Annotated in this window: 22 protein-coding genes; 10 read left to right on the top strand and 12 right to left on the bottom strand. The window is 63.8% G+C overall.

Going from position 1 to position 23,259, the window contains the following annotated elements:
• Positions 1 to 14 precede the first annotated feature (14 nt).
• Both PMN64_RS09585 and PMN64_RS09580 read left to right on the top strand, forming a co-directional pair.
• Complete coding sequence (locus PMN64_RS09585) at positions 15 to 1,343, top strand: SDR family oxidoreductase (protein ID WP_411780512.1); 1,329 nt, start codon at positions 15 to 17, stop codon at positions 1,341 to 1,343.
• A 60-nt stretch (positions 1,344 to 1,403) separates the two neighbouring features.
• Positions 1,404 to 1,811, top strand: a complete 408-nt coding sequence (locus PMN64_RS09580) for a thiol-disulfide oxidoreductase DCC family protein (RefSeq protein ID WP_411780511.1) — start codon at positions 1,404 to 1,406, stop codon at positions 1,809 to 1,811.
• Positions 1,812 to 1,899: 88 nt separating this feature from the next.
• Here PMN64_RS09580 and PMN64_RS09575 read toward each other — a convergent pair whose 3' ends face one another.
• The 7 genes from PMN64_RS09575 to PMN64_RS09545 form a co-directional block, all read right to left on the bottom strand.
• Positions 1,900 to 3,147, bottom strand: a complete 1,248-nt coding sequence (locus PMN64_RS09575) for a flavin monoamine oxidase family protein (protein WP_411780510.1) — start codon at positions 3,145 to 3,147, stop codon at positions 1,900 to 1,902.
• A 193-nt stretch (positions 3,148 to 3,340) separates the two neighbouring features.
• Positions 3,341 to 5,167 (bottom strand): translational GTPase TypA, encoded by a 1,827-nt coding sequence (gene typA, locus PMN64_RS09570; protein WP_016847242.1) that lies wholly within the window; start codon positions 5,165 to 5,167, stop codon positions 3,341 to 3,343.
• Positions 5,168 to 5,442: 275 nt separating this feature from the next.
• Positions 5,443 to 5,679: a hypothetical protein gene (locus PMN64_RS09565; RefSeq protein ID WP_411780509.1), complete on the bottom strand. Its 237-nt coding sequence runs from the start codon at positions 5,677 to 5,679 to the stop codon at positions 5,443 to 5,445.
• A 13-nt stretch (positions 5,680 to 5,692) separates the two neighbouring features.
• Positions 5,693 to 5,944, bottom strand: a complete 252-nt coding sequence (locus PMN64_RS09560) for a hypothetical protein (protein WP_304498048.1) — start codon at positions 5,942 to 5,944, stop codon at positions 5,693 to 5,695.
• Positions 5,945 to 5,962: 18 nt separating this feature from the next.
• Complete coding sequence (locus tag PMN64_RS09555; protein ID WP_411780508.1) at positions 5,963 to 6,244, bottom strand: hypothetical protein; 282 nt, start codon at positions 6,242 to 6,244, stop codon at positions 5,963 to 5,965.
• Positions 6,241 to 7,686, bottom strand: coding sequence for a radical SAM protein (locus PMN64_RS09550; protein ID WP_411780507.1), 1,446 nt, complete (start codon positions 7,684 to 7,686; stop codon positions 6,241 to 6,243). The genes PMN64_RS09555 and PMN64_RS09550 overlap by 4 nt, the downstream gene beginning before the upstream one ends.
• Positions 7,667 to 8,386: a prolipoprotein diacylglyceryl transferase gene (locus tag PMN64_RS09545; protein ID WP_411780506.1), complete on the bottom strand. Its 720-nt coding sequence runs from the start codon at positions 8,384 to 8,386 to the stop codon at positions 7,667 to 7,669. The genes PMN64_RS09550 and PMN64_RS09545 overlap by 20 nt, the downstream gene beginning before the upstream one ends.
• Before the next feature lie 296 nt (positions 8,387 to 8,682).
• Here PMN64_RS09545 and PMN64_RS09540 point away from each other — a divergent pair, with 296 nt between their 5' ends.
• From PMN64_RS09540 to PMN64_RS09525, 4 genes are all read left to right on the top strand, one after another.
• A complete protein-coding gene (locus tag PMN64_RS09540; protein WP_411780505.1) occupies positions 8,683 to 10,074 on the top strand; it encodes a hypothetical protein in 1,392 nt (463 codons plus the stop codon).
• Between the two features lie 267 nt (positions 10,075 to 10,341).
• The gene (locus tag PMN64_RS09535; RefSeq protein WP_028343759.1) at positions 10,342 to 10,800 is read left to right on the top strand and encodes a hypothetical protein; all 459 of its coding nucleotides are present in this window, start codon (positions 10,342 to 10,344) and stop codon (positions 10,798 to 10,800) included.
• A 147-nt stretch (positions 10,801 to 10,947) separates the two neighbouring features.
• Complete coding sequence (locus tag PMN64_RS09530) at positions 10,948 to 12,684, top strand: type I secretion system permease/ATPase (protein WP_411780530.1); 1,737 nt, start codon at positions 10,948 to 10,950, stop codon at positions 12,682 to 12,684.
• A complete protein-coding gene (locus PMN64_RS09525; RefSeq protein ID WP_411780504.1) occupies positions 12,681 to 14,153 on the top strand; it encodes an HlyD family type I secretion periplasmic adaptor subunit in 1,473 nt (490 codons plus the stop codon). The genes PMN64_RS09530 and PMN64_RS09525 overlap by 4 nt, the downstream gene beginning before the upstream one ends.
• A 15-nt stretch (positions 14,154 to 14,168) precedes the next feature.
• Here the strand turns inward: PMN64_RS09525 and PMN64_RS09520 are convergent, their stop codons facing one another.
• The 3 genes from PMN64_RS09520 to PMN64_RS09510 all read right to left on the bottom strand — a co-directional run bounded on the left by PMN64_RS09520 (position 14,169) and on the right by PMN64_RS09510 (position 16,699).
• The gene (locus tag PMN64_RS09520; RefSeq protein ID WP_411780503.1) at positions 14,169 to 14,945 is read right to left on the bottom strand and encodes a LuxR C-terminal-related transcriptional regulator; all 777 of its coding nucleotides are present in this window, start codon (positions 14,943 to 14,945) and stop codon (positions 14,169 to 14,171) included.
• Between the two features lie 205 nt (positions 14,946 to 15,150).
• A complete protein-coding gene (locus tag PMN64_RS09515; RefSeq protein WP_411780502.1) occupies positions 15,151 to 15,735 on the bottom strand; it encodes a hypothetical protein in 585 nt (194 codons plus the stop codon).
• 199 nt (positions 15,736 to 15,934) lie between these two features.
• Complete coding sequence (locus PMN64_RS09510; RefSeq protein WP_411780501.1) at positions 15,935 to 16,699, bottom strand: Crp/Fnr family transcriptional regulator; 765 nt, start codon at positions 16,697 to 16,699, stop codon at positions 15,935 to 15,937.
• A 266-nt stretch (positions 16,700 to 16,965) separates the two neighbouring features.
• Here PMN64_RS09510 and PMN64_RS09505 point away from each other — a divergent pair, with 266 nt between their 5' ends.
• Together PMN64_RS09505 and PMN64_RS09500 are read left to right on the top strand one after the other, a co-directional pair.
• Positions 16,966 to 17,340: a response regulator gene (locus tag PMN64_RS09505; RefSeq protein ID WP_411780500.1), complete on the top strand. Its 375-nt coding sequence runs from the start codon at positions 16,966 to 16,968 to the stop codon at positions 17,338 to 17,340.
• Between the two features lie 93 nt (positions 17,341 to 17,433).
• Positions 17,434 to 18,561, top strand: a complete 1,128-nt coding sequence (locus PMN64_RS09500) for a hypothetical protein (protein ID WP_411780499.1) — start codon at positions 17,434 to 17,436, stop codon at positions 18,559 to 18,561.
• Between the two features lie 296 nt (positions 18,562 to 18,857).
• On the opposite strand, the gene PMN64_RS09495 is transcribed toward PMN64_RS09500, so the two are convergent.
• Entirely contained in the window at positions 18,858 to 20,420 is a 1,563-nt protein-coding gene (locus PMN64_RS09495) for an alkaline phosphatase D family protein (RefSeq protein WP_411780498.1), read from the bottom strand.
• A 364-nt stretch (positions 20,421 to 20,784) separates the two neighbouring features.
• Positions 20,785 to 22,188, bottom strand: coding sequence for a TAXI family TRAP transporter solute-binding subunit (locus PMN64_RS09490; protein WP_411780497.1), 1,404 nt, complete (start codon positions 22,186 to 22,188; stop codon positions 20,785 to 20,787).
• A gap of 211 nt (positions 22,189 to 22,399) precedes the next feature.
• On the opposite strand from PMN64_RS09490, the gene PMN64_RS09485 reads away from it, so the two are divergent.
• Both PMN64_RS09485 and PMN64_RS09480 read left to right on the top strand, forming a co-directional pair.
• Complete coding sequence (locus PMN64_RS09485; protein WP_016847224.1) at positions 22,400 to 22,705, top strand: 4a-hydroxytetrahydrobiopterin dehydratase; 306 nt, start codon at positions 22,400 to 22,402, stop codon at positions 22,703 to 22,705.
• A 91-nt stretch (positions 22,706 to 22,796) separates the two neighbouring features.
• Positions 22,797 to 23,195: a YkvA family protein gene (locus PMN64_RS09480; RefSeq protein ID WP_028340892.1), complete on the top strand. Its 399-nt coding sequence runs from the start codon at positions 22,797 to 22,799 to the stop codon at positions 23,193 to 23,195.
• The last annotated feature ends 64 nt before the right edge of the window (positions 23,196 to 23,259 follow it).

Below are 23,259 nucleotides of genomic sequence, written 5' to 3'. Positions count from 1 at the left end.
TAGTCCAGGGCTCCATGAGTGACGATGCATCACACAACATCCTCGTGCTCGGCGCGTCGGGCCTGATCGGGCGCACCATCACCGACGATCTGCGGGCGCGCGGCTTTCACGTGATCGGCATCGCGCGGCACTTCACGCCGGCGCAGAAAATGAGCGCGGCCGACATCGAGCTGCCTGTCATGTCGATGGATGCCGCGGCGCTGACGCAGCTGCTTCGCACGCACGAGGTAGACATCGTCGTGAACTGCCTCGGCGTGCTGCAGGATGGTCCGGGCAACGACACAAGCGCGGTGCACCGCGACCTCGTCGCGCGGCTGTTGCGGGCGATTGGTGACAGCCACCGCGCGATCCGTCTCGTCCACATCTCGATTCCCGGCACGGCCGATGCGGACCGCACCGCCTTCAGCACCACCAAGCGCGAGGCCGAACGGCTGATTGCGGCGTCCGGGATTCCTCATGCGATCCTGCGTCCGGGCTTCGTCATCGCGCCGTCGGCCTATGGCGGCAGCGCCATGCTGCGCGCGCTGGCGGCGCTGCCGATCGATCTGCCGGCCGATGAGGCCGCGACGCCGTTCCAGCCGGTCGCAGTCGAGGATATCGCCGCCACCATCGCCTGGCTTGCGGCGCGCGATGTCGCCGATGAAGCGATGCGATCGGTGACATGGGACCTGATGCAGAAGCAGCCGATTTCGCTCGGCGGCGTCATCGCCCAGTTCCGCCGGTCGTTCGGCACGGCAAAGCATGTCCGCATCGCGACGCCGCCGTTCCTGGTCGATCTCGGCGCCCGCCTCGGCGATCTCGCAAGCCGCCTCGGCTGGATGCCGCCGCTGCGCTCCACCGCGATCGCCGAGCTGCGCCGCGGCGTCACCGGCGATCCCGCAGGCTGGATGCAAGCGACCGGCATCGTGCCGAAGACAATTGCGCAAGCGGTCGGCGGGCGCCCCGCGACCATTCAGGACAAATGGTTCGCGCGGTTGTTCCTGATCAAGGCGCTGATCTTCGTGAGCCTCGTGCTGTTCTGGGTCGCATCCGGCTTCATCGCGCTGGTGATTTCCTATGACGCCGCGGCAGGCATCTTGCGTGCGCACCATTTCCCGCCGTCGCTGGTCGGGCCGGTGACGGTGCTGACCAGCCTGATGGACATGAGCATCGGGGTGCTGATCGCGATCCGCCGCACCGCGGCGTTCGGTCTGATCGCGGGCATCATCGCCTCGCTCGGCTACATGGTGGGATCGGCGATCCTGACGCCGGATCTCTGGATCGAGCCGCTCGGCGCGCTGGTGAAGACGGGACCTGCGATCGTGCTGATGCTGGTCGCGCTGTTGATCCTGGATAACCGATAGCGTTTTCAAGCGAAGTGGGAACCGGTTCGCGTGAAGAAAACGCGTCGAAAGGAATCAAGAATGAGCATTTGGCCCGACGACGACGTGATCCTCTATGACGGCGTCTGCATCTTCTGCTCGCGCTGGGTCCGCTTCGTCATCGACCGCGACACGGCACGCCGCTTCCGCTTCACGCCGATCCAGTCCGGCTACGGCACGCGGCTGGCAAGGGCATTCGGCATCGATCCTGACGACCCCGACACCAACGCCGTCGTTCATGGCGGCGTCGCCTACATGAAATCCGATGCGGCGCTGACGGTGCTGAGTCATCTGCCCGGCTGGGGCTGGACCCGCGCGCTGTTCGCGGTGCCGAAGCCGCTGCGCGACGCCGTCTACAGCCTCATCGCCCGCAACCGGTACAAGATCTTCGGGAAGTACGAGACGTGTTTCGTGCCCGACGCCGACATGCGGGCGCGGGTGCTGGAGTAGTCTCCGTCATTGCGAGCGAAGCGAAGCAATCCATGCTGCCACAAGCGGAGAGATGGATTGCTTCGCTTCGCTCGCAATGACGACGCGACTATTTGCGCGGCAGTGCCGCCACCACTTCCTTCGCCGCCCGCTCCCCCGAGTCCCGCGCGCCGTGCGCGGTCGAGAAAAACTCCGGCGACGTCGCTTCGCCGGCGAAGAACAGCCGGCCGTCGACTGGCGCGGCCAGCACGGCGCGCTTGTCGGCGTGGCCGGGCAATGCGTGCGAGTAGGAGCCGCGGGCGAACGGGTCTCGGGCCCAGCGGGATTCGCTGAGCGGCTTCAGCTTGCGGCGGAAATCGGTGCCGAGGAAGGAGACGATCTCGTCGATGCTGTGCGCGGCGATGGCGCCGTCGCCGGCATTTTCGAGCTGTCGCGCAAAACGGCCGCCGAAGAAGCCTTCGATGCAGGGCTGGCCGAACGGGCGGATATGATAGGTGCCCATCTCGGTGCGCATGGTGGCGCCGCGCAGATTGCCTTCCTTCGGCAACGCCTCGGGCTCGGCGAGCGCCAGCGTCACCTTGTCGGCGAGGCCGAGCGGCAGACCGCGCGCGGCGTCGAGCTTGTCCGGCAGCGCAGGCGAAAAGCGGATCGCCTGATCGGCGATCAGGTTGGTCGGCACGGTGACGATCACCTTGTCCGCCTCAAGTACACCGCGCGAGGTCTCGATGCGGATGCGCTTGCCGGAGTGATCGATCAGCCTGACCGCGCAGTTCAGCGCGACCGGCACCTGTGCGCCATAGGCCGCGACCAGCGCGCCATAGCCGCGCCGCACCCGCCAATTGATGTCGGTGTCTTCATAGGCATCGACATCGAGGATCGAGACCTGGTCGAGCTCGCTGCCGTTCACATAAGTGGAGATCGCATCGATCATCGGGTTCCAGCGGTTGCCGGGCTCGAGGTACAGGCTGGCCGGGCGGTCCTTGCCCTGCTGCGCCGCCTGCTCGATGCGGTCGTAGAATTGATCGAGTGCGTGCGTGAAGTCGTCGCGAGCGGCCTGCGGGAACGCCTCGCCGTAGGCGCGCTCGCGCCACGGCGGCAGGTCCTTGTTGAGTTCGAAGTTGAGTTGCCGGGCGATGCCGACAAAGCTGTTCCGGTCGGCCGAATGCAGCCAGCCGCAGCCGACGTCAAACACCACGTCGGGCGCGGCCTGAATCGTATGCGCGCGGCCGCCGAGGCGGTCGCGGGCCTCCAGCACGATCGTGGAGAGGCCGGAGTCCTTCAGCGCATTCGCGGCACCGAGGCCTGCGGCGCCGGCACCGATGATGGCAACATCGACCGTGGAGGGAAGGGAAGTCATGTCCCGGCTCTAGCACGTCTGGAAAGACGCCTAAAGTCACCCCGCGCATAACTGTCATCACCCGCGCATGCGCATGCGGGTGATCCAGTATTCCAGAGGCAGAGGAGACTAAGCCGACAGGCCGCGGCGTACCGGGTGCCCCGGTCAAGCCGGGGCATGACAGTGGGGCTTACGCCATCGCTTAAGCCACCGCTTACGCCACAGCTTCCTTGGCCTTTTCGGCGCGCTTGCGGTCGTTCGGGTCGAGGTGCTTCTTGCGCAGCCGGATCGACTTCGGCGTCACCTCGACGAGCTCGTCGTCCTCGATATAGGCGAGCGCCTTTTCCAGGGTCATCCGGATCGGCGGCGTCAGGCGCACCGCCTCGTCCTTCGAGGTGGTGCGGATGTTGGTGAGCTGCTTGCCCTTCAGCACGTTGATCTCGAGGTCGTTGTCGCGGGTGTGCTCGCCGACGATCATGCCCTTGTAGACCTTCCAGCCCGGCTCGATCATCATCGGGCCGCGGTCTTCCAGCTTGAACATCGCATAGGCCACCGCTTCGCCCTGGTCGTTGGAGATCAGCACGCCGTTGCGGCGGCCCTGGATCTCGCCCTTGTAGGCGGCATAGCCGTGGAAGATGCGGTTCATGATCGCGGTGCCGCGGGTGTCCGTGAGCAGTTCGCCCTGGTAGCCGATCAAGCCGCGGGTCGGCGCGTAGAACACCAGCCGCAGGCGGTTGCCGCCGGAGGGGCGCATCTCGATCATCTCGGCCTTGCGCTCGCTCATCTTCTGCACGACGACGCCGGAATGCTCCTCGTCGACGTCGATCACGACTTCCTCGATCGGCTCCTGCCAGGCGCCGGTCGCCTCGTCCTTCTGCAGCACGACGCGCGGGCGCGACACCGAGAGCTCAAAGCCCTCGCGGCGCATGGTCTCGATCAGGATCGCGAGCTGCAATTCGCCGCGTCCGGAGACCTCCATGGAATCCTTGTCGGCGGCCTCGACGACGCGCAGCGCGACATTGCCCTCGGCCTCGCGCATCAGGCGGTCGCGGATCATGCGCGAGGTCACCTTGTCGCCTTCGGTGCCGGCGAGCGGCGAGTTGTTGACGATGAACGACATCGACACCGTCGGCGGATCGATCGGCTGCGCCGGCAGCGGCGTCTCGACGGTGGGATCGCAGAAGGTGTCGGCAACGGTGCCCTTGGTGAGGCCCGCGATCGCGACGATGTCGCCGGCCTCGGCCTCCTCAAGCGGGGTGCGCTCGAGGCCGCGGAAGGCGAGGATCTTGGTCAGGCGGCCGCTCTCGATCAGCTTGCCGTCGGCGGACAGCACCTTGACCTGCTGGTTCGGCTTGATCGAGCCCGAGGAGATGCGGCCCGTGATGATGCGGCCGAGATAGGGGTTGGCCTCGAGGATGGTGCCGATCATGCGGAACGGGCCTTCCTCGACCTTCGGCGGCTCGACATGGCGCACGATCAGGTCGAACAGCGGCTGCATGCCGAGGTCCTTCGGACCCTCCGGGCTCTCCGCCATCCAGCCCTGCTTCGCCGACCCGTACAAAATCGGGAAGTCGAGCTGTTCTTCACTCGCGTCGAGCGCCGCGAACAGGTCGAACACCTCGTTGATGACTTCGGTCGGGCGTGCGTCGGGACGGTCGACCTTGTTGATCACGACGATCGGCTTCAGCCCGATCTTGAGCGCCTTCGACACCACGAACTTGGTCTGCGGCAGCGGGCCCTCGGCGGCGTCGACCAGCACCAGCGCGCCGTCCACCATGTTGAGGATACGCTCGACCTCACCGCCGAAGTCGGCGTGGCCGGGGGTGTCGACAATGTTGACGCGGATGTCCTTCCACTGCACCGAGGCGGCCTTGGCCAGGATGGTGATGCCGCGCTCGCGCTCCAGGTCGTTGGAGTCCATGGCACGCTCGGTGACCTTCTGGTTCTCGCGGAAGGTGCCGGATTGCTGCAGCAGGCGGTCGACGAGGGTGGTCTTGCCGTGGTCGACGTGGGCGATGATGGCGACGTTGCGAAGGTTCATGGCTCTTCTTCTGGTCGTGCAATGGTCAGATGCGCGATCTCGCCGGACCAGTTTGGCCGGCCGCTCGCTCGCGTGGCCCATTCGGGCCCGGATCACGCTCATACCCAAGAAATTTGACGGGGACGCATCACCCCAAAAAGGAAGCCCGGTCAGAGGACCGGGCACCTTGCGCGTTGCGGCGCAATATAGTCAGAAAACGCCAAAAAACAATGATTTATTGGCTGTTTGGAGGGCTGATTTTCGCTCCAAAGGCGGGCTTTGAGGGCTTTCAGGGCTTACTTCCGGGTAATCGCGAACACGATCAGGCCAAGCCCGCCCAGCGCCGCCATCATCACGAACATGGTGATGGGGTCGCCACCGGCCCCGGCGCCCATCTTGGCGTTGAGAATGGCGCACAGGACCCCCGGGATCAGCAGGATCACCCCCACGACCAGCATGAGGGCGGTGGCGCAACCGCTGCGCTGCCCGCGTTCCGGTGGTCTGATCGGCGGGGTCTGCTCGATATTGCTCATGAGATTTACCGATCTAGCGAGTCCGCGGACGCGTCGCCAACCAGATCAGCCAGCCACCAATGAGGGCGATCGCGAGAATGACGAGCAGGATAGGGAAGTCGGCCGCTCGGAGCGACATGCCGGATTTGAGGCCAGCCATCACGACGCATAAGGCGGGAAGCAACAACACGATGCCGACCAGCAGCATCAGCATCGACAGGCAGCCTTCCGCCGCCGAAGGCGGCGTCGATGGTCGTTCCGGGGGCGGCTCGTCGGTGTCGGACATGCGTCGTCGAATGGTCCGTCAGCTCCGTCCCTTGATCGCGGCGCGGATCAGCATCACGCCGGCGAAGCAGACCGCGAGCCCGAGCAGGATCAGGAAGAGAATGGAGGGATCGGTTTTCGACTCGCTCAGGACGCCGAACCCGAACAGGAGGGCGCAGAGCCCGGGCAGCAGCAGGACCAGCCCGAACAGCACCATGAACGCGGTGGCGCAGCCGCTGCGTGGCGACGGTGGCGGCGGGATGTATTGGTAGGGTGGCTCCGGTGGTGCAGGCGGGATGGGCGGTGGATTGGTCTCGCTCATCGCGGCACCTCCTCGCTTTGCCGCGTCTCGCGGTAAGTCTGGCCGGCCATCGCGGCGCGGATGCCGTCGATCTTTCCGTCACGGTAGAACAGATTGTAGGTGTCGAACGGAATGATCGCGCCGCTCTCGGTGACGAAGTGGATGCAGCTTCGCTTGACGTTGCCGACGCAGAAATTGAAGCGGTCGAGAAACTGCACGATGGTGACGCGGAACACGTTCTCGTAGGTCAGGCCCTCCGGCACCTCGAAGCTCGGCAGGCAGCACAGCAATTCGCAGACCCGCTCCGAGGTGTTCAGCGGCCCCGACGACAGCGAGAACAGGTCGACAAACTTCTCCCGCAACACCGGATATTTCTCCGGGCTGATGGTGTTGGGCATCACCGCGATGAGCTGCTCCTGCGGGATCAGCGAGGTCAATGGCAGCACCTTGTCGCCGTTGCGCAGGCCATATCCGATCGAGATGCTCTCGGGATTGCACGGCAAAGGGATCATGTCGTTCGCGCCGAACACCCCGGTCTCGATCACGCGCCGGCGGATCTCCGACAGCATGATGCGGTCGGTGTCCTTGTTGAAGTGCTCGTTGCGGCCGGCGTCCTGCACCGGCTGCAGCGTGACGCCGCGGACGCATGTCCAGGTCAGCGCGTGGCGGACGATGTCGCCGATCTCGCCGTCGTTGACGCCGCGCTTGATGGTCGCGACCAGCGTGGTTGAGACGCCGTGGCGCTCGAGATTCTCAAGGGCCTGTTGGCGGATCTTGCGCAAATCCGCGCCGCGCAGATTGACCAGCGCCTCGCGCTTCAGCGAATCGAACTGCAGATAGACCTCCAGCCCGCGCTTGTTCTCGGCGAGCTTCGCCACGAAGTCGGGCTCGCGCGCGATCCTGAGGCCGTTGGTGTTGATCATGACATGGCGGATCGGGCGGGCGCGCACCGCATCCAGAATGGCGAAGAAATCCGGATGCAGCGTCGGCTCGCCGCCGGAGATCTGCACCAGATCGGGCTCGCCCTCGCTCGCGACCAGCGCGTCCAGCATCTTCTCGATTTTCGCCAGCGGCGTGAAGCTGGTGCGCGCCGGCGAGGAATCCGCAAAGCACACCGGGCAGGTCAAATTGCAATGCTCGGTGATCTCGATCAGCGCCAGGCAGGAGTGCTGCTCGTGGTCCGGGCACAGCCCGCAATCATAGGGGCAGCCGAATTCGGTGTGGCGCTGGAACGCGAGCGGCCGGTCGCCGGGCTTGATGAAATCCTTGCACAGCCGCCAATACGCCGCATCCGTCGAGACCAGCGTCGACTGCACGCCATGCTGCTTGCAGCGCTTCTCGTACCAGACCTCGTTGCCTGATATCTGGATCTTGGTCGGCACCAGGGCCAGGCAGGTTTCGCAAAGCGACTGGGTCTGGCCCCAGAAGATGTAAGGGCGTGCCTTACGCAGCGGCGCGTTCATGCTTCAAGCTCACATTCGGCGCCGTCGCCAGCATGACGGCGGCGTAAATCATGACAAACAGCGACAGCAGGTGAAAAAGCGAGAATGGTCCGATCAGCGTGCTATAGGGCTTGATGAACTCCCACAGGAAGCGCTGCAGCCCGTAGTAGAGCAGCACGAGGTAGAATCCGTTGGTGATGACGGCGGCATTTCGGTTCAACACGGCCCAGACATAGAATGCCGCGAACGCCGCCATCGCCAGGCTCTCGTAGAGCTGCACCGGATGACGCAGCACGCCGTCGCCGAAATCATGGCCCCAGGGGAGCGTGGTCGGCGTGCCATAGGTGAAATCCTCGAGCCCCGCGAAATAGCAGCCGAGACGGCCGACCGCGACGCCGATCGCAAGCGGCAGCGCGAACCGCGCGCCGGTGCGCAGCGAAATCCCGTGTCGCCATTTGTAGAGCTCGATCGCGGCGATGCCGCCGGCCAGCGCGCCCTCGACCGAGCGGGCGACGCCCGCCATGCCCGAGAACCACAGGTTCAGCGTGCCGAAAATGTAGGCGCCGATCCCAGCGCCGAACAGCAGCGCGGCGATGTAGGGCAGCTCGAAGGATTGCCGGGGGAATTGCAGCCCGCGCCGGCGCGACAGCCACCACATCGCGAGCGCGGCGGCGCACCATGCTGCAACGTCGAAAACGGCGTGAAGTTCAGCCCCGCTCATGAGGCGAGTGTAGCGTGATTTTCGCGGTCCGCGATAGCGGCTTCCCGATTGCAATGGCGGGGCGAGGTTATCAACCCGCCCGCCTGGGAGCGGCGGGCTGATGGACCACGCCGGCCCCGCACAAAACTACAGAGGCTGTAACCGCGCCCGAACGGATATAGCCGATGTTACGGCGACCATCCGAAGCGCTATATCCGAACTGACGGCTGGGCTTTCGACCTTCCCAGGATGACATTCTGTCCGGAGTGCAGAACCCGTCCCGATTGCGCGGAGCGATTGCGATGAGGAAGGCTACGATGGATTTTTCGCGGATGTCGGATGGGATCCGGCTGCATCACGCCTCTCATCGCCACGATGGGCACGATGGTGACGACGAGCCGGGTCCGGCACCGAGCGGTCCGTTTGCAGGGCTCGATGCGCATACCTCGACCGCGAATTCTCCGCCTTATGACTCTGGCCCAGGCCAATCCGACCATCCCACCGTGTCGGGAGGCGGCACCGGCGGCCACGTCGGCGACCACACTGCGGCGAGCCTGGATGCTTCGGCAACGAAGCCTGCTGCCGGCGCATCCCATTCCCCGACGGGCATCGCTTCAATCGAGAGCGGGGCGAACACCGCCGGGAACGGCGGAGACGGTTACTTTTACGGAGGTATCATTCACGCATCCTTGTTGATCTATGAACCGATCAACATTTCGGTAAATTTGGGATACGGCTCGGTCGCCGTCGCCAACCAGTCCAACGATTTGAATGTCGATCAATCCGCCTTTCAGATGGCCGGCGTCGGCGGACATGGTGGGAATGACAACCTTGCATCGGGAGGCAGCATCAGTGCTTCCTTGAGTGCTTCATTGGGCCCCGGCGTGATCGGGAGCGGCGACAACGGCGCCGGAAATGGCGGCAGCGGCTATTTCTCGGGTGCGTTGGTGGACGCTCCCGTGGTGATCTATCATCCGATCAATATTGCGGTGGCGAGCTCAGGCGGCACGGCCTATGCAAGTCAATCGAACACAGTCGACATCGATCAATCGGCTACGCAGGTCGCGGGCGTCGGCGGCAGCGGCGGAAATGGCAATGTGGCCGTCGGCGGCAGCATCATCACGCTCGACCCCAGCTGGGGATCAAGCAACGGAGGGAGCGTCTGGGACGTTCAAACGGGCGGGAGTCAGGCCGGCAACGGCGGCGACGGCGCGTTCTACGGGAGTCTCGTGCATTCCTCGATCGTAGTGTACGACCCGATCAACATCGCAGTCGCAGGCTATGGCTCTAACGTTCATTCAGTCCAGACGAATGACGCCGACGTGGATCAATCCGTAGTTCAGATCGCCGCCATGGGCGGGCACGGTGGCAATGGCAACGCCGCGACGGGCGGCCATGCAAGCCTACTTTCCCACGGCTTGTGGGGCGGCTCCGACACGATTGCGACCGGCTCGAACGGCGCAGGCAACGGCGGCAACGGCTATTTTGCCGGCAGCCTGATCGATGTCAGCGTCGCGATCTATGCACCCATCAATATCGCAATCGCGGGGCCCCATTCGACGGCCGTGGCCGATCAGGTCAACAACGTGCACATCGACCAGAGTGCGGTCCAGATTGCCGGACTTGGTGGGGACGGCGGCTACGGCAATCTCGCGCTGGGTGGCGATCTTTCCGCCCATCTTCTGTCGGATCTTCACCTGTTGGCATAGCGAAACATCGCACCCGCTCGCGCAGGCCGGTCGCAAGGTCGCGGACTCTCTGCGCATGCAAATCTCGCGCAGAGGCGGCCTCCCCGATGCTTCGAGCTCCGATGTTGCGCGACGAATGTCATACTTTCGTACGTAGGTCGACCAACCCGGATGGTGTCCGATTTGACATCTATCGGCAGCGCGTATCGCCGGATCAGACTCGCCCGTGCGCGTCCGCCTGATCGGGATGGATGATGCACGACAGCCAACACAAGGACGGAGGCTCAAATGTTGCCCAAGGCGATCAGCATCTCGGATTCGATCGAATTCAAATCGATCAACACCGGTGGTCAAAGTGTCGGAAATGGCGGCGACGGTACCTTCAAGGGAGCCATCATCAGCAAGCCGACCCTCAACTTCGATCCAACCAACAAGGCAGAAGGTGCCGATGTGCATGTGAACACCGGCGACCACGTCACTCAGACGGCAGATTGGGACGCCGGCGGCGCAAACGCGACGGCCTCGGTGTTTGCGAAGGCCCATGGCGGAAGCGCCGAGTCGAACGGAAGCCAGAAATCCTACAGCGGCCACGATACCTCCAAGGTATATGCCAATACGGATGCCACTCAGATCAACAAGCTCGCGGTGGACCAGCACCAGGAGGTCCTGGCTGGCATCGGCGGCAATGGCGGAGACGGCAACGCCGCGCTGGGTGGAGAAGTGAGCTTCCACCTCGATACATTCTGACCATCGGCTCGTCCGACCGTGGCGGGACCGGCCGCCATTTGCTGCCGGTCCCGCAGTTCAAGCCGATGCCCTGCCGATGCCCTTTTTGGCAGATCGCGTTGGCCGTCGGGCAAGTGCGCCGGACTTCGATTTCAGGCGGTGACGATCATGCTGATGCCGCCCATTCGGTTGCCTGTTCTGCCGCAGATCCCGACGCCACTGCACGCGGCCCTTTGGTCCTGTGCGGGACCGCTTGGTCTCGTATTCGCGTATAGCTGCAGCTACAACCTGCTTTTATTTGCGCCCTCCATCTACCTTCTTCAGATCTACGACAGGGTGTTGTCGAGCCGGAGTGGCGACACGCTGCTCCTGCTCACGCTCATTGTCGCGATCACGGTCGTGGTCGGCGGCGTGTTCGATGCCTTGCGGCGCGCTGTCCTGGGTCGCCTTGGCGCCTGGCTCGACGATCGGCTCCGTCCTTGCGTGCTTTCGGCCAGCCTCGAATCCGCGTTTCGCAGCGATTGGACGCGGGCGTCGGACGCATATCGGGATCTCACCGTGCTGCGCCAGTTCATCGATTCCGGCGCATGTCCGATGCTGTTCGACGCACTCTGGGCGCCCCTATTTCTCCTGGTCCTCTTTCTCATCCATCCCCTGCTTGGCGTGGTAGGCGCCTGCTGTGTGGCTTTCCTCTTCGCTCTCACGGTCGCCGGAGATCTGGTTACCGAGGACGTTCTGCTCAGATCCGGCGCCGCGCTGTCCAGAAGCTACGGCCGCCTCCAGTCCGCCGCAGGCAACATCCACATGATCCGCGCCATGGGAATGTTCGAAAGCGCTGCGCGCACGATCTACCATGACGCGCAGGAGGCACGCAGAGAGCACGATGTGGCAGTCCGGCGAAGCGAGATCGTGATGCTGGTCACCAAGCCGGTCCGCGCGCTGTCGCAGGTGTTGATAATGGGGGCTGCCGCGTGGCTTGTCCTCGATCACGGAAAGAGTCCGGCGATCATTTTTGCTTCGACACTGATGTTCAGCCGCGCGCTCGCGCCGGTCGAAAGTGCGATCGCAGGCTGGAAGTCACTCAGGACGGCCGTGAGTGCCTGTCAGCGGCTCGGCGCGGTTCTCGCCGCGTCCCCCGCCGCCGGACAGAAGGATCCAGAAGTTTCGCAGCGGCAAGCGTCGAGCGGTCTCGTTGTCGACAACGTCGGCGTGAGGCTATCGGGGACCAACCACGTTCTGCTGAACGGTGTCTCGTTCACGCTCGCGAGCGGAGAATGCCTTGGCATTATCGGTGCGTCCGGGTCGGGCAAGTCGCTGCTTGGCCAGGTGATTGCCGGGCTGTCGACGCCAACTCATGGCTGTGTCCTGCTCGACAATACCGACGTCTCGCTGCTTCGCGAGGGCCTAAGCGGCCACCGTCTCGGTTATCTCCCCCAGGACATCGACCTGCTCGGCGATACGATAAGCGATATCATCGCGCGGCTTGATGATGCCGATCGGCGGAAGGTCGTGGAAGCGGCCAAGCTGGCCGGAATTCATGAAGCGATCATGCGCCTGCCGCACGGGTACGACACGGTGATTCACCGTGAAAAATCCTTCTCGCGCGGATATCGGCAGCGCCTCGGTCTTGCCCGGGCCTTTTTCGGCGGTCCCCGCCTGATCGTTCTCGACGAACCGAATGCCAGTCTCGATTACGGGGGCGAGCGAATGCTGCTGGACGCGATCGAGCGCATGAAGCTCGCCGGTGTCATCCTGGTCGTCGTCACTCATCGTATGGGTCTGCTCGCAGCCACAGACAAGATTGCCATTATGGAGGAGGGGGCGGTCGTCGCTTTCGGCGACAGCGAGGAAATCTTTGAGCGGCACCTGAACCGACCCCAAGTTACCTCGCGGATTGCGCCATGATCCGGAATCCTCTCACCATCTGGAAGCTTCCCACGATATCGCGGCTACCCGCGATCTGGGACCAGCTCGTGCGAACGCCGGCAAGTCCCGCGCTTGCCGGACGATCCGGGGTCGTGGTTACTGCGATCGACGATTTCGAGCCTCTCGAATATCCATGGTGTGCGACCCCGACACCCATCTCTCCGCGTGGACGGCTTCGCGGTATCACCCTGGCGGGCAACCTGCTGGTGCTCTGCTTCATGCTGGGGCTTGGCACATGGGCGTGCCTCGCGCCTCTCGAGAGCGCGGCGATCGCTTCCGGCGTCGTGGAATCAGAATCGAGCCGCAAGACGATTCAGCACCTGGAAGGCGGGATCGTCAGGAAGATCCTGGTTTCGGACGGCGATATCGTGCGAAGCGGACAGACGCTGATCGCGCTGGACGACACCCGGCCCGGCTCGGAGGTGCAAAGCCTTCAAGGCCAGTTGTGGGATGCAATTGCTCGTGCCGCGCGGCTTCAGGCCGAGCAGCAGAACTTTGAGAGCATCGCAATCCCGAGCACGCTGGAACAGGACAGCAAGCGAAATGGGGTGGCCGCCGCCGCGGTATCGGCGCAGCAGTTCATTTTTCAGGCGCGCCGGCAGGTTCATGAGTCGCAGCTTGCGGTCATTCGCGAACGGAGGCTTCAAGTCGAGAGGGAGATCGAAGGTCTCAAGGCTCAGCAGAGCGCTACCGGGCAGCGGGTCGACATCGTCAGGGAAGAGCTGGATATGGTCACGACGCTCGTGAACAAGGGACTCGAACGGCGGCCGCGGCTTCTGAACCTGCAACGTGAACTGGCCGACGTTGAGGGTCGCCGCGGCGAGATCACCGCGCAGATTTCTCGCGCCGGGCAGGTCATCAGCGAGCAGCAGGCCACATTGTTCAAGCTCGAGAGCGACAGGCAGAACGAGATCGCACAGTCGCTTCGTGAAGCACAGAACCAGATATTCCAGCTCCGCGAGCGGTTGCTTGCGGCCAGGGATCAGCTATCGCGAACGGAGGTGAAGGCGCCTGAGGACGGCGTGATAACCGACTTGCGGATCCATACGACGGGCGGCGTCATCGGGGCGGGTGCTCCGCTCATGGAGCTGGTGCCGCGGCAAGACCGCCTCATCGTGACCGCCCGCCTGAGGCCCGAGGACATTGATGTGGTTCATCCCGGCCTCAATGCCGAGGTGCATCTCGTGCCGTACAATCAGCGTCGCGTACCGCGCCTGAAGGGAATCGTCGTGCACGTATCGGCAGACCGGCTACTCGACAAGCGTACCGACCAGCCATACTACGCGACCAAGATCCGGATCGACGACGCGCAGATCGCCGCAAACGACTTCCAGATCGTCCCCGGTATGCCGGTTCAAGTGTTCATCACCACGGGGCGCGGTACCGTCGCACTTTACGCGCTCAGGCCCCTGCTCGACAGCTTCCGCGGTGCATTCAGAGAGGATTGATCCCGCTCAGGGTGACTAGGTCTCCGGCATTGGGGCTGTACCGGGGTCGTGATCGCGATTCTGGGGGAGCGACCGGCCGCGCCAGCGGAGGACCGCTTCCGTGCGATTATGAGCGGCACATTTCCTCATGATATGCTGAATGTGCATTTTGACGGTGCTTTCCGAGAGCTTCAATTTGGCTGCGATCAGCTTGTTGGGCAGGCCGAGTTCCAATTCCGCCAGAACGTGCTGCTCTCGAGGCGTGAGACCGCTCCTGTCGATGGCCGCCCTGGCTGCCTCGTTCATCAGATATGCGGACGCGAGCCCGCGCGCGTCCGGCGGATCGAAACCCGGCATCCTGTTCATTTCGGCGACCGGCAACGGCCTGTAGACGCCGCCGACAAGAACCAGGCGCAGGCCGGCGATGACGACCTCGATTGGTAGCGAGGTGGGAAGAAAGCCGCGAACACCCCGCTGCATCGCGGCTTGTGCGGTCGGCTCGTCGTCATGGTTTGACAGGATTGCGACGGCGGCATTGGGACAGTGCTCGGCCACGAAGGCGAGATCGTCCTCGACCGAGGGATCGCCGATGGGCTTGTCCGCGATGCTCAGCAGCACCAGACGAACGTCGCGGGCCGACATGCAGTCCAGGCCTTGGACCGTTGCCATGTCGAGGATCTCGAAGTCGGCCAATTCCCGCCTGAGGACGTTGAGAATACATGTGCGGGGCAACAGGTGCTGCTCGATGATCACCAGAACCGGTACGTGAAGCGCTCCATTGAGCCGTTTTGAGGAGTCCGTTATGTCGTCCATGATTTCCTCGGAATGAAAAGAATTTCTGCGACAGTCCCATCGATGCGTATTGCGCATTTACCGTTGCGGCATTCATCCTGAATGCATCATCACGCGCAGCGCCGACATCAGGATCGCATCCATTGCGGGATAGCCTGGCGCTTCGGTGGAAATTCTTTCCGATCAAATCATTTGGACGCGCGCCGTGGCGCGGTCGACGCATCCCCTATTTGCAGATATTTCGATACGCCGTTGACGCCGCCGACCCCGATTTGCCGTCGACGACATACGCTTCATTCTCCTTCACAAGATACAGAAACGGCCTCCCTCCAGTCTCTCCGCCCGACGCACTTCTTCCCTTCACGCGCCCGCAAATCGTATCCACGGCGCGCCCGAACGTGTTCTTTCGCATGGCGCGCTTCATGTCGCTGAATTCGGCCGATCCCGGATCCTCTATCTGCGCTGCAATCGTGACCTTCGCTTTGGTGAGGACAGGATCTGCCATGTCCGCGGCGCGTTCGGGTGTCGGGACGTTGTTCCGCGTCCGCGGGGACGCCGCCTTGGCGAGGTCGGCCGGTCGGTGTTTCTTCGATGATGGTCTCCTGCCGGATTTTGCCGGGGTTGCAGACTTCGATTTGACGGTCGCAGGAGCTGGCGCTAACGCCGCCGGCATGGGTTCTGTGGGCGGGGCGACTGCAACCTTGTCGAAACAGGGTCTTGACCCACACCCAAGGAAATACCCTCGGGAAGGCGCAAACCAGCCAAAGCCGACCAGGATTCCTGCCAGCGCTCCGACAACAAGCAGTCCCATCCGATTCCCCTCCTCGGGAGCTCGGCTCGCACTCATAACAAGGACTAATTCCGCGCTGGTGATCCTATCTGTTGCGCAAAAGCGTTAAGCGCTCATTAAGCGCGCGGGTTGGGGCGATAGGACGAACCCCTACGGCGATGTCGGGTTTAGCGTCGGGTTCCGGAAGCATGGCGGATGCGACGAATGATGCGTACACACCCTAGTTCGCCGGGTTGTCCTCGCTCGGATAGACCCCGCGCAGTACCTCCTCGAAATGATCCTTGACCGCGTCGTTGCACAGGCAGGAGCGCTGCCGCAGCTTGTCCGTGTCGCGGATCACGATCGCGCCGCGGCGCGTCTCCAGCACACCTTCCGCCTTGAAGTTCTGGATCACGCGGCTGGTGTAGCTGCGGCCGACGCCGAGCAGGGTCGAGAGCTGTTCATGGGTCAGCGGCACCATGCCGTTGCCATTGGTACGCTCCATCGCCGAGATGATCCATTTCGCCGCGCGCTGCTCGATCGAGTGGATGGCATTGCAGGCGGTCGACTGGAAGATCTGCGCCAGCATGCAATCGGCATAGCGCGCGAAGATGTTGCGCACCGAGATCGACTTCAGCTTGGCGCCGTTGAGCTTGCTGATCGGCAGCCGCGCGAACGGGCCGCCGAACTTGACGGCGATGCGGGTATAGGCCGGCAGGAAGCCCTGGCTGACGATGCCGCCGACCGCGCCCTCGCGACCGACCAGGATGGTCTCGATATCGCGGCCGTCCTCATTGGGCACCATGTAGGAGACGAGGCTCGGCCCGCACGGGAAATGCACGGTCTGAACATCATCGCCGGGGCTGTAGAGCAGGTCGTTGGCCTGCGCGTCGACCAACCCCAGATGCGGTGCGATCAACTGGTAATCGGCGTCGTTCAGCCGGCGCAAAAGATTGTTGAATGGCCGATCACTCGTCCCGGCCAACTCGGTCCGTTTCGCGATCATGGGAAATTCCTGAAAATCCAACGCCGACAATAATCGAAAGGTTCCCGGATTTATGTTCACTAGTGAACAGACGGCGCCGCTCGCGATGTGGTGGTTTCATCTCGGGAACAGCCGGCGTGCTTTCAGGCGCCGGTCGCGGGCCATCCGGCCGGACTGATCCGGTCTTTCATCCATGCTTTGGAGCGTTTTCGAGCGAATTGGATACCGGTTCGCGTGAAGAAAACGCGTCAAGACAACAAGCTCTAGCAAACGGAAACTGGCACGCCATGGACCTCACCCCCAATGCCGGCATGCCCGGTGACGTCCTCGTGGTCGAGGACGATCCGATCATCTCGCTCTATTTCGAGGACACCATCCTCGGCTTCGGCGCCCGCACGGTGCGCACCGCGGCGAACGTCGCCCGTGCGCTCGAGCTGATCGCCGAGCGCGCGCCGGATTTCGCGCTGCTCGACGTCGGCCTCGTCAGGGGCGAGATGACGTTCGCGATCGCCGAGCGGCTGGATGCGCTGAAGGTGCCTTACGCGTTCGTCACGGGCTATGGCGCGGACATCAAGCTGCCAGCATCGCTCGCCGACAAGCCGCGGCTGACCAAGCCGTGCTCGAGCGAGGCGCTGGAGGCGGCGCTGAGAAACGGCCACTGACGGATTGCCAGGCTTCGGCCTCGCCGCCGGGGCGTTCGTCGTCTACGATCCAAGTTGTTGGATTCGGCGACGCACAGGCATCGGGAAGCCGTGATGGCGATCAGGACATCTGCCGTTGCGCCGGCAGCAGCGCGATCCCTCGGGCTGCTTGGGGTGGTCCTGTCGCTGGCCTCGGCCGTCATCGGTGGTTCCGCGTCCCCAACCATTGCGACGCCCCTCGCGCTCACGAGCCAGCAATCGGCCGCACGTGAGGCGTACGAGAATGCCCTGAAGAGCTTCGAGTCGATCCTGCGCCAGCGACGCGCACAGATCGATTCCAATCAGCCGCTGCCCAATCTGCCGGGCCAGGCCCTCTACCTGGCCCGCGTCGAAATGATGAGCGCATACAAGGATCTCACCGATGCGCTTCCGTCCAGGGTTGGAAGACCCAGCAGATTCCGAATTCCCCCGGCGTATTTTGACGCCGACAATGAGCCGCTGTTCGACGAGTACAGGAAGCTCTTTGACATCATGGAGGCGCCGCCCGCCAGCGCGCAACGATCCGATACGCCATTCACGGACGTGGTCGATCTGGCGGCCGCGATCGCGCGAGCCAAGGGTCTCGATGCCAAGGACGCCGCGGCCGCGGGCCGTATCAGCCTCGGCCTTTTCTTTGCCGAGACCGGCGGCAAGCAAAATGCGGGGAATGCGCGGTCGAACACCTACAAAGGGAGCCTGCAGACCGGTCCGTCCGAAGACCGCAACGGCCGAAGGAAGTGGGCAGCGATCAAGGGATCAATCGCGGCCCTCGATCCTGCACTGAGCGGTCGTGACGACAAAGAAGAGGCGCGGGCCGGCAACCTTGATCACAGGTTCAATCACTGGACCGCCGTGCGGGACGCCCTGATGAACGCACACGCGGATATTTTCCCGGAGATCCCCGCGATTCTGAAAACCCTGCCGGATCCGATCGATCAAATGAAGCTGTTTGAGCTGATCCAGATCATTCCGACGCCGACCAGGGCCGCACTCAGGTCGGGCAACCTCGTCGGTTACAGAATTTCCGATGCCAGGATCATGCGATACTTGCGCAACAACAGCATCTTCGCTTTCGGCCGGGCCGACCGGGCAAGAACATCTGCGACCTTCCGCGAGATCCTCGATGCGATGTGGCTGTTCGACGCCAAGTTCGAGCAGGCGCTTGCCAGGTTCAAGGAGATCAAGGCGGGCAAACCGGGCTGATCGGTTGCGGAGAGACCCCAGCCCTCCCCGCAAGCGCAGGGCTATCGCATATGCCCCTTGGCGACCGCGCAAGTGCTTGGCCTCGTGGTTCGAGACGCGCCGCAAGCGGCGCTCCTCACCATGAGGGTCTACTATTGTGCCGCAAAACAAGACCTCATCCTGAGGAGCCCGCCGAAGGCGGGCGTCTCGAAGGATGGCCACGAGGGCACCGCCACGAAATGCGATAGCCCTGCCCGCAAGCGGGAGAGGGAGCGCAGTTCGTTCGCGGCGTTATCTCAACCCAATCGCGTCGCGCGCTAGACTGGCTTCGGATCGAGCGTGATCGCCCACAGCTCGGCGTCGACGCGGTCGCGCAGGCTCACCGTCATCTGCCCGCTCTTGCCGTCGATCTTGACGTGGCCGAAGAACTGCATGCCGGCCGACGGCGGCAGGTTCTGGTTGGCCTCGCCCGGCGCCTTGATGAACTTCACCTCGGGGCCGAAGGTGTTGTCGAGCTCGTTCGGACCGAACGTGCCGGCATGCAGCGGGCCGGAGACGAATTCCCAGAACGGATCGAACTCCTGGAACTGGGCCTTGTTCGGGTTGTAGTAGTGCGCTGCGGCGTAATGCACGTCGGCGGTCAGCCACACCGTGTTGACGATACCCGCGGTCTTGATGAAGCGCAGGATATCGGCGATCTCGAGCTCGCGGCCGCGCGCCGGACCGTCGCCCTGCGCAAAGGCTTCCGAGCCCTTCTTGTTGGCGGCATCGTCATAGACGATCAGCGAAAGCGGCATGTCGGAGGCGATCACCTTCCAGGTGGCGCGCGAGTTGAGCAGCGCGCGCTTCAGCCAGGCCATCTGGTCCGGGCCGATGAAATAGGCGTCGGGGCCGTACTGCTCCTGCAGGTTCGGGCCGTTGGGGCCGCGATAGCTGCGCTCGTCGAGCATGAAGACGTCGAGATGCGGACCGTAGCTCAGCGTGCGATAGACGCGGCCCGGCTCGACGATGCTCTCGCGCATCGGATACATCTCGTGGAAGGCCTTGGCCGCGCGCGCCGCGAGCACGGTGATGTCGCGCTCCTTGTAGGCCGCCGGCAGTTGCTTCGACAGCGACCAGTTGTTGGTCACCTCGTGATCGTCCCACTGCACGAAGATCGGCACCTCGGCATTGAAGGCGCGGACGTTGTCGTCGAGGAAGTTATACTTGTGGGCGGCCCGGTATTCGTCGAGCGTCTCGGCGACCTTGGCCTTCTCGGGAATCGTGACGTTCTTCCAGATCTTGCCATCGGGAAGCTTCACCTCGGAAGGGATCACGCCGTCGGCGTAGATCGTGTCGCCGGAGTGCAGAAGGAAATCCGGAGCGTGCTTCTTCATCGCGGCGAAGGTGATCATGCCGCCGTCGTCGGGATTGATGCCCCAGCCCTGGCCGGCGACATCGCCGCCCCACACGAAGGAGACGTCGCGGCGATCGCTCGGCCCGGTGCGGAAGCGGCCGACCACCGGCTCGCCGACGACGTCGATATGGGCAAGGTCGCGGAAGCGGACGCGGTAAAAGATGTCCTGGCCGGAGGGCAGGTTCTCCAGCAGCATCTTGGCGGTGAAGTCGCTCTCGGGCAGCGCCGTGATCGGCGGCAGCGTATGGGCGTCCTTGAACGATTCGGTGGTCGCGACCTCGACCATCATCTGCGACGGCCGGTCCGCACGCGCCCACACCACGCCGCCGTCGACGCCGACATCGCCGGACTGCACGCCATGGGTGATCACCGGGCGGTCGGCGGCCCGCGACAGATAGGGCATCGCGATCACGCCGGCGCCGGCCGCAGCCGCCGTGGAGAGAAAGCGTCGGCGGGTGAGATTTCGCGAGAACCGGATCGTCATGGGGAGCCTCCTCAGGTCACAGCGACAATGCGCCGCAGGCGCGCCAAGACCTAGAAAAATTCCATGACGGAGAGATTACAGCGGCGGGAGGCACAAGGCGTCGGGGTCAGCACCTTTGTAAGGTGAGCACGTACGTCGGGCTCCCTCCCCCCTTGCGGGGGAGGGTAGGGGAGAGGGGTAAGCTCCGGGCGGCATGTTTGCGGAGAACGGTGCCTTCGCAACTCGGTCGCTTGTTGTCGAACTCAATTCTGAGAGAGCACGTCGTGTGGCACCCCTCTCCCTAACCCTCCCCCGCAAGGGGGGAGGGAACCCTGCCGCCGATGACTCCCTCACAGGCTTTGGCGGATAGAGAGTAGCGGCGATTCTACGCCGTGCCCGCCGCCCTGAACTGCGTGGCAGTCCGTTGCAAATTTTGCGGCATGCTGAACAACAAGGCCTTGCGGTCGGCGACGGCGTTATGAAGCTGCTCGAGCGCGATGTTGAACGCGGTCAGCGTGCCTTCCTCGATCGCGCCGTGCTCGAAACAGTCCAGCGTGTGGCGCAGGATGTCGTCGGCCTCCGCCTGCATCTGGTCGAGTTCCTCGATTGAATCGCTTTGCCGTGCGGCTTTGAGCATCGCCAGCAGGCGTTCGCGCTGCGAGGTGTTGGTGTTGCGCTCGTCCTGCTTGAGATAGCCGGCGAACCACGCACCGGCCGAGCCCATCGCCGAGAACGCCATCAGGCTCCACCAGATGTAGTCGCTGTAGCGGTCGAGGAAGGTTTTTTCCTCGCCGTCGACAAACGCGGCGGCGCCCGGATGCACCGGAATGGTGGCATCCTTGTCGGTGTCCGGCGTCTCGATCTTGGCGGCGAGCGGGAAATCGGTCTTGAGCGACTGCCGGATCGCGAACAATTGCCGAGTGAATGCCGCGACCGTCGAGTCCGACAGGCCCTTCCGCGCAACGATGTGGTGCGAGAAGCTGATCGTCTTCACCTCATCGTCGGGCCGGTCGGCGGAGCCGAGCGAGCCCGCGGGGATTTCCGCGGCCTCATAGGCCGGATGGTTCTGCGCGATTGCCTCTGAGGCGTCGATCGCAAGGAAACTCGGCTCGCCACCGTCGCGGACCGATGCCGTGATCGCATCGATCGTGATCTTGCTGTTGGCCGGACCGACGGCGAGATAGGCGTCGGCCTTCAGGTTCTTGATCGCTTCCGCCGCCTCATTGGCCGGGAATTGCACGATTTCGACCTTCATCGGGTCGACGCCGTATTGCGTCAGGATCAGCTTCAGCAAATTGACATTGGCCGGGGTGCGGCCGACGACGCCGATCTTGCGGCCGGCAAGCTGCGCGATCTTGGTGATCCGCGCGGATTTCCGGACCTTGCCCTTGGCGGGCGGAACCCACATCACCACGACATTCTTGCGCAGGGTCGCGACCGCCTGCGCATTCTTCGGCACTTCGAGATCGCCGCGGATGATGGCGAGATCGGCCTTGCCGTCGGCCAGCGTCTGCGCGCTGGCGGTGGCGCCCTCGGTCTGCACCGGCCTCAGCTTGACCTGGGTTTGCTGCTGGTTGTTGAAGGCCTGCGCCAGCGCCTGCACGACCTTGAGGTCATCGCTGTTGGCGGGACCGACCGCGATCCGCAGCGTCACCGGACGCACGGCGAAATAGTAACCGGCCAGCAGCGTGCCGATGATGGCCAGCGCGCCCGCGATCAAAACAAACATCAGCCGCCGCTTTGCCGAACGCAGCGGCTTGGGCGACATGCTGGCGGAGCCGTCTGTCATCGATCTCGCAAACAATCGTCGGGGCTCAATCTCGCAAAACTACCAACGCGCATACATCCCCTATGTGTAGCAAATTACTGAATGGACAGATGTTACAACTCCGTCATGGTTACCAGCGGCGATAGGACGCGATTTCGGCCTTAATTTGGGCGTGGATCCCATCCCGGAGGCCGGTTGTTAGGCTAAAGTCGGCGTTAAACGGGAGGTTACCATGGTCGAACGGCTGTCAGCGGAGGCAAGGAAGGCCGCCCTTTGGGAACTGGCCGGCTGGTCGGAAACGTCCGGCCGCGAGGCGATCGCCAAGACCTTCGTGTTCAAGGACTTCAACGAGGCCTTCGGGTTCATGGCCCGCGCCGCCCTGGTCGCCGAGAAGAGCGACCATCACCCCGAGTGGAAAAACGTCTACAAGACGGTCGAGGTGGTGCTGTCGACCCACGATGTCGGCGGGGTGACCAAGCGCGACATCGACCTCGCCAAGGCCATGAACGCGATCGCAAGGCAGCTTGGGGTCAGTTGAGCCCGGCGCGCGCAACCTTGCGCGGGTCCGCCGATATCCCCAGATTCGCATCGTCCGCCGCCGAACTGGCGCGGCGTCGAGGAACCTTGCGATGACATCGAGCGAACACGGCGTGGGATTTGGGCCTGCCGATCGGCTGGCACAGGACCCCGAAAGCGTGCGCCGCCGTTTCTGGATCAAGTTCAAGAAGGTGGTGGCGAGCCTGCCCTTCGCGGAGGACCTGCTGGCCGCCTATTACTGCGCCTTCGACCGGCAGACGCCGCGCCATGTGCAGGCGGCGCTGCTCGGGGCGATCGCCTATTTCATCCTGCCGTTCGATTTCGTGCCCGACATGCTGCCGATCCTCGGCTTCACCGATGACGCCGCAGTGCTCGCAACAGCGCTCCGCATTGTGGCAAGCCACATCACGCCGGAGCATCGCGATGCCGCCCGCGCCGCGCTGAAGCGCGGTGTGCCGGAGGGCGCGGAAAGTAGCCCGGATGAAGCGTAGCGTAATCCGTGGTCTTTCTCGCCGATCGATCGAGCGGGTTTCGCTGCGCCCGATCCGGGTCCGA

This window comes from Bradyrhizobium sp. UFLA01-814, assembly GCF_046718885.1.
GTDB lineage: Bacteria > Pseudomonadota > Alphaproteobacteria > Rhizobiales > Xanthobacteraceae > Bradyrhizobium > Bradyrhizobium elkanii.
The sequence above is the reverse complement of the archived record's forward strand: the minus strand, read 5'-3'. Positions and strand labels throughout refer to the sequence as shown.

Coding starts and splice junctions, on each gene's coding strand:
- PMN64_RS09520 (WP_411780503.1), bottom strand. CDS start 14,945: ATGGACGACATAACGGACTCCTCAAAACGGCTCAATGGAGCGCTTCAC.
- PMN64_RS09540 (WP_411780505.1), top strand. CDS start 8,683: ATGGATTTTTCGCGGATGTCGGATGGGATCCGGCTGCATCACGCCTCT.
- PMN64_RS09480 (WP_028340892.1), top strand. CDS start 22,797: ATGACATCGAGCGAACACGGCGTGGGATTTGGGCCTGCCGATCGGCTG.
- PMN64_RS09555 (WP_411780508.1), bottom strand. CDS start 6,244: ATGAGCGAGACCAATCCACCGCCCATCCCGCCTGCACCACCGGAGCCA.
- PMN64_RS09565 (WP_411780509.1), bottom strand. CDS start 5,679: ATGAGCAATATCGAGCAGACCCCGCCGATCAGACCACCGGAACGCGGG.
- PMN64_RS09485 (WP_016847224.1), top strand. CDS start 22,400: ATGGTCGAACGGCTGTCAGCGGAGGCAAGGAAGGCCGCCCTTTGGGAA.
- PMN64_RS09500 (WP_411780499.1), top strand. CDS start 17,434: ATGGCGATCAGGACATCTGCCGTTGCGCCGGCAGCAGCGCGATCCCTC.
- PMN64_RS09505 (WP_411780500.1), top strand. CDS start 16,966: ATGGACCTCACCCCCAATGCCGGCATGCCCGGTGACGTCCTCGTGGTC.
- typA (WP_016847242.1), bottom strand. CDS start 5,167: ATGAACCTTCGCAACGTCGCCATCATCGCCCACGTCGACCACGGCAAG.
- PMN64_RS09495 (WP_411780498.1), bottom strand. CDS start 20,420: ATGACGATCCGGTTCTCGCGAAATCTCACCCGCCGACGCTTTCTCTCC.
- PMN64_RS09560 (WP_304498048.1), bottom strand. CDS start 5,944: ATGTCCGACACCGACGAGCCGCCCCCGGAACGACCATCGACGCCGCCT.
- PMN64_RS09515 (WP_411780502.1), bottom strand. CDS start 15,735: ATGGGACTGCTTGTTGTCGGAGCGCTGGCAGGAATCCTGGTCGGCTTT.
- PMN64_RS09580 (WP_411780511.1), top strand. CDS start 1,404: ATGAGCATTTGGCCCGACGACGACGTGATCCTCTATGACGGCGTCTGC.
- PMN64_RS09530 (WP_411780530.1), top strand. CDS start 10,948: ATGCTGATGCCGCCCATTCGGTTGCCTGTTCTGCCGCAGATCCCGACG.
- PMN64_RS09585 (WP_411780512.1), top strand. CDS start 15: ATGAGTGACGATGCATCACACAACATCCTCGTGCTCGGCGCGTCGGGC.
- PMN64_RS09545 (WP_411780506.1), bottom strand. CDS start 8,386: ATGAGCGGGGCTGAACTTCACGCCGTTTTCGACGTTGCAGCATGGTGC.
- PMN64_RS09510 (WP_411780501.1), bottom strand. CDS start 16,699: ATGATCGCGAAACGGACCGAGTTGGCCGGGACGAGTGATCGGCCATTC.
- PMN64_RS09525 (WP_411780504.1), top strand. CDS start 12,681: ATGATCCGGAATCCTCTCACCATCTGGAAGCTTCCCACGATATCGCGG.
- PMN64_RS09575 (WP_411780510.1), bottom strand. CDS start 3,147: ATGACTTCCCTTCCCTCCACGGTCGATGTTGCCATCATCGGTGCCGGC.
- PMN64_RS09535 (WP_028343759.1), top strand. CDS start 10,342: ATGTTGCCCAAGGCGATCAGCATCTCGGATTCGATCGAATTCAAATCG.
- PMN64_RS09550 (WP_411780507.1), bottom strand. CDS start 7,686: ATGAACGCGCCGCTGCGTAAGGCACGCCCTTACATCTTCTGGGGCCAG.
- PMN64_RS09490 (WP_411780497.1), bottom strand. CDS start 22,188: ATGACAGACGGCTCCGCCAGCATGTCGCCCAAGCCGCTGCGTTCGGCA.